General features: G+C 51.1%; 17 protein-coding genes. 8 read left to right on the top strand and 9 right to left on the bottom strand.

Annotation, left to right across the window (positions count from 1 at the left end):
• A partial coding sequence (locus AC506A_RS27875; protein WP_495464270.1) for an exosporium glycoprotein BclB-related protein occupies positions 1-948 on the top strand: 948 nt, incomplete at its 5' end.
• A 211-nt stretch (positions 949-1,159) separates the two neighbouring features.
• Complete coding sequence (gene uvrA, locus AC506A_RS27870) at positions 1,160-3,667, top strand: excinuclease ABC subunit UvrA (RefSeq protein WP_495464269.1); 2,508 nt, start codon at positions 1,160-1,162, stop codon at positions 3,665-3,667.
• A 69-nt stretch (positions 3,668-3,736) separates the two neighbouring features.
• Here uvrA and AC506A_RS27865 read toward each other — a convergent pair whose 3' ends face one another.
• On the bottom strand, positions 3,737-4,756 hold the full coding sequence (locus tag AC506A_RS27865; RefSeq protein ID WP_495464268.1) for an SDR family oxidoreductase: 1,020 nt from the start codon (positions 4,754-4,756) through the stop codon (positions 3,737-3,739).
• A gap of 85 nt (positions 4,757-4,841) precedes the next feature.
• A complete protein-coding gene (locus AC506A_RS27860; protein WP_495464267.1) occupies positions 4,842-5,207 on the bottom strand; it encodes a DUF4180 domain-containing protein in 366 nt (121 codons plus the stop codon).
• A 103-nt stretch (positions 5,208-5,310) separates the two neighbouring features.
• Here AC506A_RS27860 and AC506A_RS27855 point away from each other — a divergent pair, with 103 nt between their 5' ends.
• Complete coding sequence (locus AC506A_RS27855) at positions 5,311-6,018, top strand: histidine phosphatase family protein (protein ID WP_495464266.1); 708 nt, start codon at positions 5,311-5,313, stop codon at positions 6,016-6,018.
• Between the two features lie 69 nt (positions 6,019-6,087).
• Here the strand turns inward: AC506A_RS27855 and AC506A_RS27850 are convergent, their stop codons facing one another.
• Positions 6,088-6,774, bottom strand: coding sequence for a TetR/AcrR family transcriptional regulator (locus tag AC506A_RS27850; RefSeq protein WP_495464265.1), 687 nt, complete (start codon positions 6,772-6,774; stop codon positions 6,088-6,090).
• A 177-nt stretch (positions 6,775-6,951) separates the two neighbouring features.
• On the opposite strand from AC506A_RS27850, the gene AC506A_RS27845 reads away from it, so the two are divergent.
• Complete coding sequence (locus tag AC506A_RS27845) at positions 6,952-8,403, top strand: MDR family MFS transporter (protein ID WP_495464264.1); 1,452 nt, start codon at positions 6,952-6,954, stop codon at positions 8,401-8,403.
• A gap of 106 nt (positions 8,404-8,509) precedes the next feature.
• Positions 8,510-9,313, top strand: coding sequence for a VOC family protein (locus tag AC506A_RS27840; protein ID WP_495464263.1), 804 nt, complete (start codon positions 8,510-8,512; stop codon positions 9,311-9,313).
• Between the two features lie 59 nt (positions 9,314-9,372).
• On the opposite strand, the gene AC506A_RS27835 is transcribed toward AC506A_RS27840, so the two are convergent.
• The 4 genes from AC506A_RS27835 to AC506A_RS27820 form a co-directional block, all read right to left on the bottom strand.
• On the bottom strand, positions 9,373-9,714 hold the full coding sequence (locus tag AC506A_RS27835; protein ID WP_495464276.1) for a zinc ribbon domain-containing protein YjdM: 342 nt from the start codon (positions 9,712-9,714) through the stop codon (positions 9,373-9,375).
• A gap of 124 nt (positions 9,715-9,838) precedes the next feature.
• Positions 9,839-10,288, bottom strand: a complete 450-nt coding sequence (locus tag AC506A_RS27830) for an SRPBCC family protein (protein WP_495464262.1) — start codon at positions 10,286-10,288, stop codon at positions 9,839-9,841.
• Positions 10,289-10,294: 6 nt separating this feature from the next.
• On the bottom strand, positions 10,295-10,633 hold the full coding sequence (locus tag AC506A_RS27825) for a MerR family transcriptional regulator (protein ID WP_495464261.1): 339 nt from the start codon (positions 10,631-10,633) through the stop codon (positions 10,295-10,297).
• A gap of 140 nt (positions 10,634-10,773) precedes the next feature.
• Positions 10,774-11,949 (bottom strand): YhgE/Pip domain-containing protein, encoded by a 1,176-nt coding sequence (locus tag AC506A_RS27820; RefSeq protein WP_495464260.1) that lies wholly within the window; start codon positions 11,947-11,949, stop codon positions 10,774-10,776.
• 195 nt (positions 11,950-12,144) lie between these two features.
• On the opposite strand from AC506A_RS27820, the gene AC506A_RS27815 reads away from it, so the two are divergent.
• On the top strand, positions 12,145-12,753 hold the full coding sequence (locus AC506A_RS27815) for a TetR/AcrR family transcriptional regulator (protein WP_495464259.1): 609 nt from the start codon (positions 12,145-12,147) through the stop codon (positions 12,751-12,753).
• Positions 12,754-12,839: 86 nt separating this feature from the next.
• Here AC506A_RS27815 and AC506A_RS27810 read toward each other — a convergent pair whose 3' ends face one another.
• Complete coding sequence (locus tag AC506A_RS27810; RefSeq protein ID WP_495464258.1) at positions 12,840-13,571, bottom strand: class I SAM-dependent methyltransferase; 732 nt, start codon at positions 13,569-13,571, stop codon at positions 12,840-12,842.
• Between the two features lie 420 nt (positions 13,572-13,991).
• Here AC506A_RS27810 and dnaN point away from each other — a divergent pair, with 420 nt between their 5' ends.
• The gene (dnaN, locus tag AC506A_RS27805) at positions 13,992-15,143 is read left to right on the top strand and encodes a DNA polymerase III subunit beta (RefSeq protein ID WP_495464257.1); all 1,152 of its coding nucleotides are present in this window, start codon (positions 13,992-13,994) and stop codon (positions 15,141-15,143) included.
• A 53-nt stretch (positions 15,144-15,196) separates the two neighbouring features.
• Positions 15,197-15,709: a Crp/Fnr family transcriptional regulator gene (locus tag AC506A_RS27800; protein WP_495464256.1), complete on the top strand. Its 513-nt coding sequence runs from the start codon at positions 15,197-15,199 to the stop codon at positions 15,707-15,709.
• A gap of 8 nt (positions 15,710-15,717) precedes the next feature.
• On the opposite strand, the gene hmpA is transcribed toward AC506A_RS27800, so the two are convergent.
• Positions 15,718-16,989 (bottom strand): NO-inducible flavohemoprotein, encoded by a 1,272-nt coding sequence (hmpA, locus tag AC506A_RS27795; protein WP_495464275.1) that lies wholly within the window; start codon positions 16,987-16,989, stop codon positions 15,718-15,720.
• Between the last annotated feature and the right edge of the window lie 12 nt (positions 16,990-17,001).

The following is a 17,001-nucleotide window of genomic DNA, read 5'->3' as shown; positions in this document are numbered from 1 at the left end:
GCTGGAGCTACTGGTACCGCTGGAGCCACTGGTGCTGTTGGAGCTACTGGTCCTGCTGGGGACACTGGTCCGGCTGGAGCTACTGGTACCGCTGGAGCCACTGGTGCTGCTGGAGCCACTGGTGCTGTTGGAGCTACTGGTCCCGCTGGGGCTACTGGTCCTGCTGGAGCAACCGGTGATCTTGGAGCTACTGGTACCGCTGGAGCCACTGGTCCTGCTGGAGCTACTGGTACCGCTGGAGCCACTGGTGCTGTTGGAGCTACTGGTCCTGCTGGGGACACTGGTCCGGCTGGAGCTACTGGTACCGCTGGAGCCACTGGTGCTGTTGGAGCCACCGGTGCTGTTGGAGCTACTGGTGCTGTTGGGGCTACTGGTCCTGCTGGGGCTACTGGTGCTGCTGGTGCCACTGGTACTGCCGGAAGCGGTGCTATCATTCCATTTGCTTCAGGTTTGCCTACAGTATTAACAACCGTACTTGGCGGGGTTCTAAACACATCAAGTCTGGTTGGCTTTGGAACTGCTGCAGAGGGAGTCACCCTTCTCCTTGGAACCACTATCGATCTTACAGGGGCAGCCGGCCTCTTACTGAATGAAGCATTTTCGGTTCCTCGCGCAGCGACCCTAACCTCCATGTCTGCATTCTTCAGTACAACAGCTGGATTATCATTACTTCTTTCTACTTTAACAATTACAGCCCAACTGTACCAATCCACTGCTCCTAGCAGCAATTCTTTCACTGCGGTTCCGGGGGCACTCGTAACATTAGCTCCGCCTCTGACCGGCACTTTAGCTTTGGGTACGACTAGCAGTGGAAGTACAACAGGGCTAAACATTACTATTCCAGCAAATGCTCGTTTACTAATGGTGTTTAGCGTTTCGGTTACAGCCGGTGTAGATGTAATATCTACTGTTGCCGGTTATGCAAGCGCCGGAATCGCACTCAACTAATACAGATAGGAATCTAATAGCCATCCCATTAAAGACCCTCCTTCATGGAGGGCCTTTTTTTATCACAAGCCCTCTAACAAAGGTTTAAAGCATCATGACAAGGTCTAAACCAACAGACCCTTTAGCTATCGGTATGAAATCGACCCAACCTTAGCATTTGCACCAATGTTATATAATAAGGTTATCGCTCTTATTAGGGAGGAACTTTTCGGTGAACGATTGGATTGAAATTAAGGATGCGTATGAGAACAATTTGAAGCATGTTTCACTTCGCATACCGAAGTACAAGCTCGTTGTACTAACAGGGCCGTCCGGCTCCGGCAAGTCGACACTTGCAATGGATACGCTGCAGAGAGAATGCCAACGTCAATACATGGAATCGATGGGCATGGTCTCAGACTCCATCAACAAACCGAAGGTCGGCGCCATCATTGGCCTATCCCCCTCGATCAGCGTCGGCCAGCATGTCACGAACCGCAATCCCCGCTCCACGGTAGGAACCGTGACGGACATTTATACGTATTTGCGGGCAATTTTCTCGCGGGCCGGGCATCGTTCATGTCCTTCCTGCGGCGAAATCATCCCTCCTGGACCGGCAACAACAACACATATAGGAACTGAAGACGAAGACGGTCGAGAAGAATGGGTCAATTGTCCAAAATGCCACACAGCTGTTGAGCGGCTGACCATGTCGCATTTCTCATTCAACCAGCCGCAAGGCGCATGTGCGAGCTGCTCCGGCCTTGGCATGGTTTCGACGCTTAGAATGGAAGCCGTATTCGATCAGGAGAAAAGCTTGCGCGGAGGCGGCGTCCCGTCCCTATTCGAGATGATGGTCGATTATTATACCGTCATCTTGAAGGCAGCCGGTGAGTATTATGGTTTCAATTTCGATCCGGATCTCCCGCTCAAGGATTACAACGAGGTGCAGCGCGATCTGCTTTATTATGGAGTCGAGAGTGAGCAGTTTATGCGCCATTATCCGGATATGAAACCGCCGAAGAAAGTAAACGCAGGCAAATTCGAGGGTATCCTTACTGGCATTTGGCGGCGCTTCAAAGAAAAAGGGCCTGACGCAGAAGGCGGTATGAACACAGGCTCCTTCTTCCATCAACAGGTATGCCCGGACTGTCATGGCGCGAAGCTGAATGAACTCGCTCGCTCGGTAAAGGTAGGCGGCGCGGCGATTCACGAAATATCCGATTGGCCGCTCGGTAACCTATATGACTGGGTGGTTCGACTGCGGAGTGAACTGTCCTCAGACAGCCTTGAAATGCTGGAGACGATCGTAACCGACGAAATACCGTCCCGTTTGAAGCGGATTTTGGATGTCGGACTCGGCTATTTGTCACTCAATCGGCAATCCATCACGCTATCCGGCGGTGAAGCACAGCGGCTTCGGCTCGCATCCCTGCTCGGTTCAGGACTGACAGGCGTCCTGTACATTCTTGATGAGCCGACTGCCGGCCTGCATCCGCGGGATACGGATGGTTTGATTCAAGTGCTGAAGCAGCTTCGCAATCTCGGCAATACCGTGCTCGTCATCGAGCATGATGTGGAGATGATGCGAGCGGCCGATCATGTCATCGACATGGGGCCGGGCGCCGGCAGCACTGGCGGGCGCGTCGTGGGCGAGGGCTCATTGGAAGATTTGATGGCGGCTGAGGAATCGGTAACCGGCGCTTATCTGCGCGACGAAGCCCAGTACAAGCTTACACGCGCACGCCGCCCGGGCAATGGTCATGCACTCACAGTACGCAATGCGCATGCCCGCAATTTGAAGAACGTGACCGTATCGTTCCCGCTTGGCTGCCTTGTATCGGTTACGGGCGTGTCCGGATCAGGCAAGTCCACCCTGCTCTTCGACTTGCTGGCTGAAGGAGCAAACGATAACCTGAAGCCCGAAGGCTGTGACGGCATTGACGGCACAGAGGAAGTAGGCAACTGGATCACAGTAGATCAATCCCCTGTTGGCCGGATGCAGCGCTCTAATGTGGCGACTTACACCGATATGTTCACGGCGATGCGCAATCTATATGCCGGGCTGCCGGAAGCGAAGAAGCTGAAGCTGACGTCGAAGCACTTCTCCTTTAACACCACAGGTGGGCGCTGCGAGAACTGCCAAGGGCTAGGTGTCATTACAGTGGATATGCATTTCCTGCCGGACATCGAGGTTCGCTGCCCTGCTTGCAAAGGCCGCCGGTTCCAAGAAGAAGTGCTGCGTGTCACCTATGAGGGCTATTCCATCTCGGACTTGCTGGACTTAACCGTTCAAGAAAGTCTGGCTGTCTTCGAAGGCGGCGCGCCAAAAATGGCCGATACCATCAGCCTGCTGTGCGAAGTGGGTCTCGGCTACCTGCACTGGGGCCAATCGGTACGAACATTATCCGGCGGTGAAGGCCAGCGGCTTCGACTTGCAAAGGAGCTCGGGAAACGCACGAAGAAGCACACCCTTTACCTGCTCGATGAGCCGACTACCGGTCTGCATCCGGCCGATGTAAGACAGCTGACCGTACTGCTCGACAAGCTGGTTGATGCAGGCAATACGGTCATCGTCGTCGAGCACAATATGGAGCTTATTCGCGAGTCCGACTGGATCGTCGATATCGGTCCGGAGGGCGGCGAGCTTGGCGGTACCGTTATGGCGGAAGGTACACCTGAACAAGTCGCACAGGTGCGCCAATCGCATACAGGCAGATACTTGCGAGAGGCACTATAAGCTGCATCAAAAAAAGCCGCTTCACCCCTCACTGATGAGGAGGTGAAGCGGCTTTATTTTTCTATTCGACTAGCCTCTAACGGACGCGATCGCCCCTTGCAGCGCATCGATAACCCTATCGCACCAAACATCGAATTCCGGATCTTCCGTTTGACACTCCGGATGAGCGAGCACATTAGCGACCGTCTGTTTAATGCCTTGATCGAAGCGCGTAGTGGCAACAAAATCAGGAACAAGCCGTTTGAGCTTGGCATTATCAAACACGACGGAATTGGCTTTATCCCCGATCAACCCGCCCGTATAGTCCTCTTTGCTGCAAGCTGCCAAGAACGCCGAGGACACATGAACCGCTTGGAGTTTAACGCCGAGCGCATCCGCGATAGCCGCGTAAATTTGGTTCCAGGTCACCGTCTCGTCAGACGTAATTTGGACGGATTCCCCGATGGCATGAATATTGCCCATTAAGCCGATGAAACCTTTTGCAAAATCTCGATTATGCGTCATCGTCCATAAGGAGGTTCCGTCCCCATGTATGATAACCGGTTTGTTTGCCAGCATCCGCCGGGCAACTTGCCAAGACCCTTTGCTGCCATGCACGCCAAGCGGTATGGATCGCTCATCATAGGTATGACTTGGCCGTACAATCGTAATCGGAAAACCTTGCTCCCGATACTGCTTGATCAAATATTCTTCGCACGCAATCTTATTGCGGGAGTACTCCCAATATGGATTGGCCAGCGGCGTGCTTTCCGTTACACGGTAGTCGGACAGCGGCTTCTGATAGGCGGAAGCGGAGCTGATGAAGATGAACTGTTTTGTTTTGCCATGAAACAACCGATAGTCTCTCTCGAGCTGCTCCGGACGAAACGCGATAAAGTCTGCTACAACATCAAAGCTCAAATCTTCAATTAGTTTGGCTACCTGAGCTTCATCATTAATATCCGCTTGAAGCACCTTTACATTAGACGGCAAATGCTCGTTGCGATTGCCTCGGTTTAACAGATACAACTCACATCCGACGGTTTCCGATAACTGCCTCGTAATCGCGGAACTGATGATGCCCGTTCCACCGATGAATAATGCTTTCATAAGCCACCTCCGAGAAGAAATAGAAAAAATGGAAAGATACTCTACATATTCTCTGCGCGGCGGCTTACTCCTTTCGAATTACGGATTAAACACTATGGAGCGCATCCAGCGCGGCCTGTTGATCGCGCAGGAAAAACACCTGTTTGCCGTGATTGCTCTCATAGATGAAGTCCTTCAAGCTCTTGCTGTCGTAGCCGTCATAGTCCCCGACAATCGCCAGCTTCAATTGGTAATTCGTAAATTTCTGCAGAATTTCTCCGGCAATTCGGGTTTTGAGATCGAAAAAATCTTCCGTGACATTGGATTTGTTCAGCAGTATTTTGTCGCAGTCTTCGTTGTAACGAACGGTTGCCATTAAATCCAGCGCACTTTGAACGTCTTCAATGAGAATATCCGAGCTTTCTATAATTGCAACCTTCGAGCTTCCCTGTTGATTAACTGTAATGTTCATGGTCACGCCACCCTCTCTTCTTGACTCCCGTTGGCATATATTGTCTGACCTTAAAAGGTGCACTATACTTGGTCTAAATCTACCCATCCTGCAGGAGGCAATTATGAAAATTTATATTATTCGTCATGCAGAGCCCGATTACCCTAATAATACCATAACATCACCGGGCCATCTTGAAGCAAAAGCGCTGGCGGAGCGGCTGTCCGGCACGAAGATCGACCGCATCTACAGCTCGCCGCTCGGACGAGCACTCCATACAATGCAATATACCGCAGATGCGGTTGGCATGCAGGCAACCGTTCTTCCATGGCTCGAAGAGCTGGGCGGCTGGCAAATTACGAACCAAGACGGAAGTTCTACGGTTGCCTGGAATGCAGACCATACATGGGTGCGTGAGCATCGGCCATTCCCATCGAGCGACGATTGGCATATGCGGGCGCCTTTCAATGACGCTTCATTTGCAGGCCGATTTCAAGAGATTAAGGATAACTCGGATCACTTCTTCTTGGAGAATGGTTACCGCCGTGAAGGCGGCCGGTATAAGATCGAGCAATCGAACCGCGATACGATCGCGATCTTCTGCCACCTCGGCTTTGGACTTGCTTGGCTGTCGCATCTGCTCGAACTGCCGCTGCCGATGGTGTGGTCAGGCTTCTGGATCGCGCCGAGCTCCGTCACTACGGTCGTTATGGAAGAGTATGACCATGGCTGGGCAGCCCCGCGCTGTTACGGCATCGGGGATGTCGGACATATCTACAAGGCCGGGCTGCCGCTCAGCCGAGCTGGCCTGATTGCGAACAATATTGATTAATAAAGAAGCCTGTCGGAATCCTTCCAAAAGGATGATTCCGCAGGCTTCTTTGTATGAAGAGTTATCCCGTTAGGCTGCGCCGTAGGTGACTTTGCGCACGAGTCTCTCGATTCGTTCCGCCATCGCCGCATCATCGACCTGCGCATGCACGTCAGGCTTGAAGATCTGCAGCTTCTTGATTTGATAATAATCGCTGATGGCATTTCGCAGCGTCAGATTGTGCTTCATCAAATAATGCGGATCCAGCAAATTGCGGAACATCAGCTCGTCCTGCACAATAAGCAGCGTCGCATTGAGCTCATTCAGGTAGCCTTCCTTCATTCCGCGTTCATAGAACTTCCGCAGTCGCTCATTGCGCTCGCTGATGGCTACATTCAACGTAGCCATTAACTCTGGATAAATCTCGCGTAAATCGTGGAGGAAGACTTCCGTACTATAGTTGGCAATTAGCAGCGTCTGCGCGAATGTCGACTGGAAGCCTTGAATGTAAGCATCGCTGCTGCCTTCAGCCAGCTGAGCTTCATCACAGACGATATATTTAATAAAGAGTGCCGTTAATCGTTCGATAATTTCATCGCGGGAAGTGAAGTACTTATATAACGTTGCTTTGGATAAATCCATGGCCTTGGCGATGTCATCCATACGAAGTCCCTGGAACCCGTTCGATTTGATGGGATGCAGCAGCTTGGCTACGTATTTATCCTTCGTGGATTCATCGGTATATCGACAGCTTTGCGTTTCGTTTGTCGATTCCATAAAGCGCTCACACTCACTTTCTTCCTTACTAGTATACACAAATTCCAAATTGAAATAAACAAAATAGACAAAGTAAACTAAAAACTATAAAAGTAGTTTACTTTGTCTGAGTATTGCAGTATGATCAACTCTACAATAGGCCAGCGGCCATTATGAAGACTGGAGTTGATTTCGTTCATGAACCATTCATCTGTACCGAATGTTCGTTTCTGGCCCATTATGATTGCGATCTTTTTTGGCGCCTTTCTCAGTATTCTGGGTATCAGCACGATTAACGTCGCGCTGTCGATCTTTATGCAAGACTTTCATGCAAGCCTGAGTACGGTGCAGTGGACACTGACCGGCTTTATGCTTTCGCTAGGCACCGTCGCTCCGCTGACAGGCTATCTGGGGAACCGATTCGGCTACAAGAACGTGTACCTGTATGCCATGGTCGGATTTGTCATATTCTCCTTGCTCTGCGGCTTCTCCTGGAGTATCGGATCGCTTATTACCTTCCGCATTATTCAAGGTATCTTTACAGGCTTGGTCGTACCGGCAACAATGACGATCATCTTTCAAGTGATTCCGAAAGAGCGTCAGCCTTTTGCCGTTAGTATCTGGGGGCTTTCTGCGATGCTTGCACCTGCGTTTGGACCGACGATCAGCGGCTGGCTCATTCAGCAGTTCAGCTGGCGCTGGCTTTTCTTCATCAACGTACCCATCGGTATTGTTGCCATTGTGTTTATTATCGCGATGATTCCGAACTATCGCATTGGCAAAGCCACCAGTTTGGATAAAATCGGGCTCGCTACGGTCGTTCTCAGCAGCGTATCGCTTCTTGTGGCACTAAGCCAAGGCCGTCAATGGGGCTGGGATTCCGGTAAAACGCTCGGGTTGTTCGCATTCGGGGCCGTAATGCTTGTCTCATTCATCTGGCGCGAGCTTCGCACGAAGAATCCGCTTCTCGACCTGCGCGTATTCGGCAACTACCGCTTCTCGATCACGTTAGTCGCGAATACGATCATTACGATCAGCCTCTATTCCGGAACGCTGCTCGTTCCTCTCTTCTTGCAGAATGTACAGCAAATTACACCGATGGACACGGGCTTGATCCTGCTTCCATCCTCACTGGTTATGGCGCTTGCCATGCCATTCGCCGGTAAAATCTATCCGCGCTTCGGCGCCAAATGGCTGACGCTCGGCGGACTCGTGCTCATCATATTCGGCAGCTATGAAATGACGCATCTGCACAATGACAGCTCGCATCTGTATATTATTTTCTGGATGGCCGTGCGTAACCTCGGGGTATCGTTCGCAGCGGCAGCGACAAGCACAGCAGGCATGGAAGAAATTCAACCACAGATGGTTGGGGATGCTTCCTCGGTGACGAACTGGATTCGTAACGTAGGCGGTTCATTCGCCATTGCGTTATTCACTTCCCTGCTTGCCTCACATACGATTACACATGTGTCGGAGCTGACGGCAGCAGGCACAGAGACCGCGAATCTCATTCCGCTGTTTGGTTTTACGATGAGCGTGAACGACGTCTTCATGGTTGCAACGTATATCGCAGTTGCTGCGTTGCCGTTCACCTTCCTGATTCGCAAGCAAGCACGCCGAACGCAAACTGCTGCTGTAGCGGCATAATCAAGAGGCGCAGAGGGATTCCCTCTGCGCCTCTTTTTTTATGTTAAGGATTGCCAACTTTACATACATAAATGTATTATAAGTGTATAAAAGGAGGCGGATGGTTATGGTGACACATTTCTCTCGTTTGCAGCTGCAAACCTTCTCGATTCAAGGTGTGAAGCAGTTTTACCACGAACAGCTTGCTTTTCCTATTCGATATGAGTCGGACACCGAGATTCACCTCCAGCCAACACCTTCGATCACGCTCTGTTTCACGGAAGGGTTTGAGCCTATCGCACCGGCGCATATCGCTTTCGAAGTGGCGACTTCCGGCTTCGATGCAGCGGTAAGCTGGCTTGACGCTCAGAATGTGACCCTCCTCAAATGGCCTGATGGCCGCATCGTGGATGAGTTCGGTACGGGAAGGAACGTCTATTTCCGCGATGGAGACGGCAACTTGCTTGAAATTATTTGTCATTCTTATGTGAAGGAAGGCATTTTGCCTCCTGTCGGGGCCATGAGCCTTCTCTATCTGCGGGAAGTGGGCTTCCCTGTGGAGGCTGACACCGTCATTCCATTTCGGGAACAGTTTGTCCGGCTATTGGGCTTTCAGCTTGATAAAGTATATGATAATTTCACGTTTGCCATCGGTGGAACGGCCCATGCGGTCATCGTATCCCAAGCGCGAAAATGGATTCCCATTGCGATGACTGCGCTGCCGCCTACAATGTGCGTAACCTTCGGTGTGAACAGCATCGCTTTTCTAGAAGGGGTTAAAACGCGATTGGATGCCGAGGGTATTGCGTATACAGCGGATGCACCGGATCGCGTCAGCTTCCAGCTGCAATCGTATCCGATTTGCCTTGAGCTCACGGACGACTTTGCCGCAGATATACCGGCCCGTTTGCAGTTGCCGCTCGCTCGCTAGATACCTGAACAAAGAAGCGCCTACTCGTCATGAGCAGGCGCTTTTCGATTTCAGCCAGACTAGATTTTTTTCACAAATTCGGATTTCAGCTTCATCGCGCCGAACCCGTCGATTTTGCAGTCGATATCGTGATCGCCTTCGATCAGCCGGATATTTTTCACCTTGGTGCCAATTTTGACGACCAGCGATGTACCTTTCACTTTCAAATCCTTGATGACCGATACGGAATCACCGTCGTTTAGAATATTACCATTCGCGTCTTTGATCATCCGGCTTTCATCCGCTTGCTCGGCTTCCGATGCCGGGCTCCATTCATGCGCGCACTCAGGGCAGACAAACTGACTTCCGTCTTCGTACGTGTATTCCGAGTTGCACTTGGGACAATTGGGTAAAGTAGGCAAGGTTAGAAGCTCCATTCATCGTGTTATTCTCCGTATATTTTGTCATAGTACGCTTGAGATGGCAAACGACCCTGCTTGAAATTCTAAGCAAGAAAGCCACTCCCTAGCCGCGGAGTGGCTTTCTCTATTTCGTCGCTTCTTCTACAACGAGCTGCATGAACTCATGCACCACTCTTAAGTTCCCTTTGTCGCTGCCGAGCTTCAGCATAGCTCGTCCGACGAAGTTCACGCCTTTGTTTTGCCCCTCGTAAATGAATGTCGTATGCATATCGTCTATCCTTTTTAATGCGAACGTCAGTGTAATCTCGAATGCTTTGCCAAGCACGAATTGGATCGTTTTGCGCTTGGAATCAGGTAGATCCTCATAAACAAGCGTGTCGACAATATAGGTCTCAACACGTTTGCCTTCTCGGTACTTCTGACGGTGCTTCGCTCCCGCTTCCTTCTCGGTCTTCTCAATGAGCGTATGCTCTTCGACTTTGGGCATAATCCGCTTGATATTCCGATCCGAGAATAAGTCCCAAACCTTCTCAATCGGTGCATGGATCGTCGTTTCTTCTTTCCATTTCAACATTTGTGTCTACTGCTCCCTTCCCGATGCAAGAAAATCGTCAATCTCCTCTACTTGTAACAGAAGATCCCGTATTTGTGACTGTATCTTGTCCCGTTTCTGCTCCAACAACCCTTCCAGATGTGCAAAGGACTCGTCGTTCATAACTGCGCTCATCTCCTGAATCGTACAGCCGAACCGTCTTAATTTCGTAAGCAGCACCGCTATAAAATAACTGCCATCGTCGTAGTACCGATAGTTGTTCGAGGGATCAATATACACAGGCTCGAGCAGCTTCACTTCCGCGTAATAACGAAGCGTTTCTTTGCTCAGCCCGGTCATCTCCGAGAATGCGCTGATCTTGTACATGAATCTCCTCCCTCTTCCATCATAAACCGTGGGGTGCACCACAGAGTCAATATGGTTTTGTATTGATTATAACTTGCGCAAAAAAAGTGACCAAACCGGAATAGCTGGAATCCGATTCAGTCACTTTAATTGAGCCTCCATTACATAGCGCTATCCAAAGTCGCTGCTTTCTTCCGAGGTTTAAGTACAGATGCGGCGGCAACCAGCATACAAATGCCGGACAACCAGCCAAGCACCCGATACGTGCCGTTCATGTTTGTACCGTCGAAGTACATCACAGATCGCAGGCCCGTAGCGACAAACCGCAGCGGTGTCCAGCTGTACAGCCAATCCTTCGCAGCAGTCGGCAGCATTTCAGGCGCCATATTAATAACCGGCATCGAGAAGAAGAATAACAGCACCATGAGCGGAATCGCCGGCATGCCAATCCAACGCAGCAATGTCGTTTGAAACAGGAAGAATGCCGACCCGGCTAATAATAGGAATAACCATAGCTGCGTTCGATCCGATAGCTCCATGCCGTACCAGGAGCCCGACATCCATACAAGGAAGGCCGTTGCACCCGTTACGATAACGAGGCCCGTTATAAGCTTTGTCAATACGATACGTATATGTCCGCCACCGGCTTTCACCGCTTGCTGTGACGCCAAGAACAATGTGATGCTGACTGCCAAGCAGCTGAGCCACATCATCTGTGTTAGCAGCAGCGGTGCATTGCCGCTCGCATTGTTGGCACCTACGGGATGCACAATCTGCGAGCTGACGGTGAACGGATCAAGCAGCGCACTGGCAGACTTTACCGAAATGGCGTCAGTATGCTTGCCGAGCTCTTCCAGCAGTTGCGTAGACAGCTGCGTGCCGACATTATGCATCGCTGCCTGCAGCAGCATGTTCACTGTGCCCGCAACCTGTGCGTTCTTCCCCTCGCTTACGTAGATCTGCAGCTGTGCAGGCTTCGGCGTGGCAGATTGCAGCGAGAGCAGGCCCGCGCTTAGATCAGCCGGCAAGATCAGTGCGCCATAGTAGGACTGCTCATCCATCCCTGCTAATGCCTCTTCTTTGGAGCTAACGATTTCCCATTTAATCGGCAGCTGTGTTTGCTCGGTCATCTTCTCCTTTAACAGCTCTCCAACGGCCAGCTTGGTTCCATCCGGCTTATCAACCGGCTGATCTAAGACGACCAGTGCAACGGGAAGCTCTTTCGGAGCTGCCCCCGCAGCAGGTCCAATCATCGCTACCCCAAATACCATGAGCACAGCCAGCACGGCGACCGCGCCAATCCACACTAATTTCTGTTTCAATAAATTTTTATGCAAATTCGTCACCTCTTGAAATGGACATCATGTTGAATAATGATCACTGTGTTTATTATAATGATTTCAAGAGAGAACTCAATAATCAAGATCAGAAGCTTCTGTCGCTTATTCAACACCTAACAGCACCGCTGTTCATTTAGAGCTCTCATTCATCCTAAATTACTATTTCATTGCAGAAAGGGGCAGCTTGAACACATGTCTCAGAAAACCGATCCCCGCATTGAGCGGACGAAAGATATGCTGCGCAGCGCACTGATTGAGCTTATTGAGGAGAAAGGCTTCGAATCGATTACAGTTCGAGATTTGACGCTCAAAGCTAGACTAAATCGGGGAACCTTCTACTTGCACTACCATGATAAATTCGATTTGCTGGAGCAGTGCAAAACGCAGATCTGGAGCGGCTTCGAAGCACGTATTCAGCATGCTGACCCGGCATTGCTGCTCCAATATATAGAACGAGATGAGGCTTATCCATTTATGGTGGATGTCTTCCTTTTTTTGCGGGAGAATGGTGATTTCTTTAGGGTTATGATGGGCCCTAAGGGTGATCCCTCGTTTATTCTCAGGTACAAAGAACTCATGCAACAGCATCTTTATAACAAGCTGATGCAGCTGCAGCCCGAGGATCATAAGCTGCTCGTGCCGCGCGACTTTCTCTCCGCCTATATTATCTCCGCCAATCTTGGCGTCGTGCAGCACTGGCTGGAAACCGGAATGGTTCATACCCCGTACGAAATGGCCTTAATCATATCTCGTATCATGCGCCGCGGCCCGCTGCGCATGACCGGCGCTGTGGACGGGTAATGCTAATTGGTGATATTCCGGTTAAAAAAGCTGTCCCAGAAGAGTCAACGATGCTCTTCTTGGACAGCTTTTTTTATGCACACAAACTACTTCTCCGCGGCAACCAGCAGAAATATTGGACGGCGGGTTTCATCCTGCATGTCTGGATAAGCGGTGATCGCTTCCGGCGTAGGCTGCGGCTCAGACAACTTCCTGATGGTGAATCCCGCCTCGATTAACTGGTTGATCAGCGTTGCAATCGTACGATGGTATTTCCCCACATCGCTGTCCAGAAATCTCGTTTGTCGCGAGCCTTCCTGCTGATAATCGTCAACCGGCCAGTGCATGCGATCCCCATCAGGACTGTAATGCCAGTCCTGTGCAGCGCGTGCCGTGAACACCGGATGCTCCACCGAAAGGATGAAGCTACCCCCAGGTACAAGGTACTGATGGATTTTGCGGCAGACGATGTCGAAGCGTTCGACGTAATGGAGAGCAAGCGAGCTAATCACCACATCGAACTGCTCGGCAGCGAACTCGATGTCCTCGATCGCGAGCCTGCGATACTCAATCGCCGGATCGAACTCGAACTCCTTGGCGCGTGCAAGCATCATCTCGGACAGATCCACGCCGATAACGGAACCGGCCCCCATCTCGCGGGCATACCGGCAATGCCAACCGAAGCCGCAGCCCAAATCCAGCACCCGCTTCCCCTTCAGGTCAGGCATAAGCGCCCGCAGAGCAGGCCACTCCCCGGCTGCCTCCAGTCCACCGACGGATCGAGGCATTTGATTGTATTTGGTGAAGAAGTCCGGATCATCGTATTTGTTTTGTTTCATCTGAGGCGCCTCCTTATTTTGTACTTCAAGTATAGATAGCGGTTACGAAGGGTTACAAGTATTTTTGTTGCCACAGGCTGGAATGCTGTGCTACAGTTAAATTATGTAATTATTGATTAAAGTAACCTTATTCAAACTAAGGCGGTGATGCTAAATCATGTCTCCTTCCAAGAACCTGAAACTCGGCGTTCCCAACCACGAAGGGCAATTGTCCATGCTTTTCTCGAAAGGTGGTTCCCGTGAAGGCTCCGGACGCAAAGGATTCGGGGAAACAAAGAAGGTTTCTCTAACCTTAACGGCAGAGGTGTGGCAAGCTCTTGAAGCCCACTGCAGTGCAAAGAACTGCTCCAAATCCGAGGGGCTGAGGGGTATTATAGAGACCTATTTTCACAACGAACTTTCGGAGGGCAGGTGAGGCTCGTGCTCGTTCAAGTAAGCCAGAAACGTCTGGTCAGTGCGCTTCAAGCTGTAGCTCACGCCGCTGCCGGCAAGAATGCGATTCCGATCCTCTCTGGCATTATGCTGTCTTCCGATCCCTCGGGGATAACCTTCACTGCAGGTAACTTGGGGATGATGCTGGCGTACTTCATTCCGGTACATGAAGACGATGCCATCGTTCACAGGAGCGGCCGCATCGTCGTTCCTTCGCGTTATATGGTTGATATCGTTCGCAGTCTGCCTGTAGGCCCGATTCAGCTTGAGCTTCTGGATGAACTCACTCTCACTCTTACTTCTGCGTCAGCACGCTTTTCTTTATGTGGCATGGACGCCGGGGATTACCCGCACATCGCAGCAACCAGCTCGCACAGCAGCATCCGCATCGCGAACCGCGATCTGAAGCAGCTCATCAAGAAAGTTGATTTTGCCGTTGCCGCTTCCGAATCCAGACCTGTTCTGACGGGAGTTCAGTACGCATGTAGCGGTGACCATCTAAGGCTCATCGCGACGGATGGCATTCAGCTCTCTTCCCAATCTACAACCGACTTCAGCACAGATGCATCCACGCCAATCGCGAGCGCACCTGTAATCATCCCAGGGAAACATCTATCCGATTTTGCCAAAATGCTGCAGGATGATGAGGCCACGACGGACATAGTAGTCAGCGACCGTATGATCAGCTTTCGAACTCCCCATTTCTGTATGCAATCATCGCTCATAGACGGGTCTTATCCATCTCTAGAGAAGGTAACGAAGCCGGCAGCTCACCTTACAGAACTTAGCTTCGATACCCAGCACCTGCTGCATGCCCTTGAACGAGTCACCGTATTAGCCGGCGACAGCAAAGTGGTTCACCTGCAAACATCCTCATCTCACTCCGTTTCTCTCACATCCAGAACAGCCGAAATTGGCGACGTCTTCGAGGAAGTCGAGGTAGTGAACGACATTTCCGGACAAGACATCACAGTGTCCTTCAATGGAAGGTTCATGATTGAAATTGTTCGGTCCATCGCCTGCCATACCGTGCATCTCCAATATCCGGCGCATGGAGTCCCATCGTTATCCGTCCCGCGAATACCGCCGCCGAATCCATGTATTTGCTTACTCCGATTAGGTCAGCTTCACGTTAGATAGGTTATACTAAATTAAAAAAATGCCGGCAAGCACCGGCATTCACTGAGGTTACTATGATCTTACACAAAGGCGAAACCTTATTCCGCCAGGGGGAATCCGGACCCCTCTACCACTTAAAGAGCGGTTTACTGAAGATTGTCCGCGTCCATCCAGATGGCTCACAGATCTTGGTCAATATTATTGTACCGGACGAAATCATTCCGCATCATTCCTTAATCAGCCCTAACCCTTACTTTGGTACGGCGATTGCGCTTGTAACTTGTGAGATCGAATGTTTGCCAGCCGAAGAATGGTACGACGAACTTGCACGAAATCCGGCGCACTGTCGTGAAATTGCACTTAAGCTGCAGGATAAACTGCGCATGATGCAGCAGCGAATTGATCAACTGACCGAGATTGCGCCTGCAGAGAAGCTGCGTAAACTACAGGCTTGGTTTCAAGCTTACATATCTACCGAATCCCTCTCGGAAGTGCTGACACAGGATGAAATCGGTCAATTTCTCGGGCTGCGCCGGGAGACCATTAATCGATTGCTGCGCATGCGCAGCCAGTCGGAATCCGAGTAAGCCCGCCACTACCCTTGGGCCGCAGCTGTATCCTGCGGCAGAACCGCCGCTTCCGGTGCACGCTCCAAGCTGCCGCCCGGTCCGAAAAATTCATAATGGATATCTTCGGCAGCAACCCCCCATTCCTTCAAGTGGCTGTATACCATTCGCATAAACGGCTCCGGGCCGCAGAAGTAGAAGCTCGCATCTTTCGTCGATACTACGTTTTGGAGCCACGGCAAGTCGATATAGCCTTCTTTATGAAAAGCTTGTGCGGCACGGTCCTCGTCTGTTGGCTGATCATAGCACCAGTACACCGATACCTGCAGAGCGCGAGAGGCAATCTCCTCGACCTCGGATCGCAAAGCATGAACGTTTGTATTCTGCGCGGCATGAATAAAGGTAACCGGTCGATCAGAGTGGATGTTAGCCGTTAAGGTGGAAAGCATGCTAACCAGCGGCGTTAACCCCACCCCTCCGCTAATCAAGACAACAGGTCTAGTATCCGCGATATCTAGCGTAAAGTGGCCCGCAGGCGCCGACAGCCACAACACATCCGCCTGGTTAATCTGCTCATGCAAGTACCTGGAAACCTTCCCTCCGGGCTTGTTCGGAAACGCGTCTTCGCGTTTGACCGAAATGCGATAATACGGTTTACCCGGCGCATCAGATAGACTGTACTGGCGAATATGTGTGTACGTCTCCCCGGGAATCTGCACCTTAACACTCACGTACTGCCCCGGTTCAAAAGCAGCAAGCACTCCTCCATCCTCCGGTACCAGGTAGAACGAGGTGACGACATCACTCTCTCGCACCTTCCTCTGTACACGAAATGCCCGATAATCCGCCCAACCGCCATTTTGCCGCTCAGCCTGATTGTACATTTCGGCTTCCGTCTCTATAAAGACATTCGCAATGATCCCGTAGGCTTCCGCCCAAGCGTCCAAAATCTCTTCCGTCGCGGCATCGCCAAGCACATCCTTGATCGCGGTAAGCAGCATTTGTCCGACAATTGGATAGTGCTCTGCTTTCACACCGAGACTGCGATGCTTATGAGCGATCTGTTTCACAACCGGCAGAATCATCTCCAGTTTGTCGATATGAAGCGCCGCCGCATAAACCGCATTGGCTAATGCCGTCTGCTGCCTGCCCTTCGTTTGATTCGCATGATTGAACATATGAAGCAGCTCGGGATGAGCGGTAAACAACAAGTGATAGAACCGCTTTGTAATGGTCGTGCCGTGGACCTCTAATACCGGAACTGTTGATTTAATGATCTCGATCGTTTGTTTGCTTAGCATCGCTTGTTCCTC

The organism is Paenibacillus sp. N22P23, from assembly GCF_059383735.1.
This window is presented reverse-complemented; position numbering and strand designations above follow the sequence as displayed.